This is a genomic window from Mesorhizobium sp. M7A.F.Ca.ET.027.03.2.1 (assembly GCF_003999175.1).
In the GTDB taxonomy this organism is placed as follows: Bacteria; Pseudomonadota; Alphaproteobacteria; order Rhizobiales; family Rhizobiaceae; genus Mesorhizobium.
Genome location: NZ_RZOM01001062.1, coordinates 1 through 2,139, shown reverse-complemented (window position 1 = coordinate 2,139; position 2,139 = coordinate 1). Strand labels below are relative to the sequence as shown.

The following is a 2,139-nucleotide window of genomic DNA, read 5'->3' as shown; positions in this document are numbered from 1 at the left end:
GTGCTGGGACAGGGCGGATTGGCTGAGCATCACCTTCTCGGCAATGGCTCCAACCGACATCTCACCTTCGGCGAGGTAGCTCATGATCAACAGTCGCTTCTCATTGCCCATCAGCATGAGAAACTCTGCCGCCGATTCGGCGTTCACGATTAGCTTTGTCGAGACCATCGATCCCCCATGCTTCCTGTTCATCCCGACGCCATGGGGGCAATGGCGTCTGATTCCATAAATTCACTTGTCGATCGGCGCTGGCGATTCAGCGTCACCAAAAGGTAGAGCATTTCACTTAAATCTCAAGTGTTGCTTTTGGTCCAGCATAATTAAGTCTCCGTCCCGGCGTCGACAATGGCTCGGCCGGCCTTGGCCATATCGACCAGAACGTGCCGCAATTCGCCTGCCGCCGCCAGAGGTTGTGGGTAAAAAACCCGGCAAACATCGTCGCCCGAAACCAGGTCCATGCCATCGGCATCGAATCCGGCAACACTCCAGCCGTTTCCGGATACTTTGGCGAAATGCTGTGCGTAAACGGCGATCGCGTCGAGATGGTCGGCGTTCATGTGGTCGATGGCGGATTGTTCGCGCGCCGCGAGTTCCTCGACGATCGGTCCGCTGGCGAGCAAATCCGATCGATCGAGCTGATAGGCCTTGCCGAAGCCGCCGTTGAGGCTGGCGCGTTGCGGATCGAGGCGAAAGATCGAAAAGTCGCCGAGACCGGCGTAAAGTTTCGCCTTGGGATTGCGGTTAAGATAGCGGCGCTCGGCGCGGGCGTGTTCGCCTGATCCGCGCTCAAGCCGTGCCGCCTGGCAGATCAATGTCAGGCGCGGGTGCGCCAGCGGGTCGCCCTTGCCCGGTTCGCCGAGCAACAGGGAACAGCGCGGATCGGCAAGCAGGGCGCCGGTGTGCGCCGAAAGCATCGACACCAGGATCAGCGGCGCGCCATCGATGTCGGTGGCCACGCCGACCCTGCTGGCCAGCGGCGAGCCGGTTTGCGGTTCGATCACCGCCAGGGCGCCAAAGCGGGCGCTGCGCAGAAGCGTCTTCGCCAGCCGGATCGCTTCGGCGTCCGTCTCGCGGATCACGTCCTTTTTCGGCTCGTCCAAGGCAGCACCGCAGTAAGTTGATCTTTCTTCTCTAGTTATCGTTATCGGTCAGCAAGCCGGATTTGACAAGGCCGTCGATCTCGGCTTTCGCAAAGCCGAAACGTGCCAGAATTGCCGATGGCGACAAATCCTCATTGCCTGGCATAGTGGCCAATGTCGGTTGCGAGCTCGAGAAACGCGGCGCGGGGGCCGGGCGCTCAAATGCACCTGTCGCCACAGAGGCGTTGCGTGCCCGATTGTGCGGGTGGTGCTTCGCCTCATGCAGCGACAGGACGGGTGCAACGCAGGCATCGGTTTGCGCGAACAGCCGGTCCCAGTCGTCGCGTGGTTTCTGCCGGATCCGATCGGCAATGGCGGCGCGCATCGGCGGCCACAGGGCCTTGTCGTACTGGCCGGACGCAAAGCGCCCGTCGAGCGGCAGCAGCCTGGCGAATTCGGCGAAGAATTGCGGCTCGAGGCAGCCGATGGCGATATGGAGTCCGTCCGACGTCTCATAGGTATCGTAGAACGGGGCGCCGGAATCGAGCAGGTTCGCGCCGCGCTTGTCGCTCCACAAGCCGGCCGCCATCAAGGCGTGCAGGGGCAGCGCCAGCATCGAGGCACCGTCGACCATCGCGGCGTCGATGACTTCACCCTTGCCCGTGCGCGAACGTTGGAACAGGGCGGCCAGCACGCCGGCAATCAGCATCATGGCGCCACCGCCATAGTCGGCGACAAGGTTGAGCGGCGGGACGGGACGGCTGCCGACATGGCCGATGGCGTGCAGCACGCCGCTATAGGCGAGGTAGGTGATGTCGTGGCCGGCGCGGCCGGCGAGCGGGCCGTCCTGGCCGAAGCCGGTCAGACGGCCGTAGATCAGCGCCGGGTTGCGCGCCAGCACCGTTTCGGGGCCGAGGCCAAGCCGTTCCATGACACCCGGGCGAAACCCTTCGAGCAACATGTCCGCCTTTTCGGCAAGGCGCAGCAACAGATCGGTGCCTTCACGGCGCTTCAGGTCGAGGCGCAGGAGGGCGCGGCCATGGCGGTCGATATTGTACTC

At 63.2% G+C, this 2,139-nt stretch carries 3 protein-coding genes; all 3 read right to left on the bottom strand.

Features of this window, described 5'->3' with window-relative positions; translation table 11 throughout:
* Nucleotides 1–168 (bottom strand): ArsR family transcriptional regulator (locus EN750_RS31130; RefSeq protein WP_145968086.1); only part of this gene is annotated, 168 nt, incomplete at its 3' end.
* 152 nt (nucleotides 169–320) lie between these two features.
* Nucleotides 321–1,100 (bottom strand): HugZ family protein, encoded by a 780-nt coding sequence (locus EN750_RS31125; protein ID WP_127267373.1) that lies wholly within the window; start codon nucleotides 1,098–1,100, stop codon nucleotides 321–323.
* Nucleotides 1,101–1,131: 31 nt separating this feature from the next.
* Nucleotides 1,132–2,139 (bottom strand): CaiB/BaiF CoA-transferase family protein (locus tag EN750_RS31120; protein ID WP_145968085.1); only part of this gene is annotated, 1,008 nt, incomplete at its 5' end.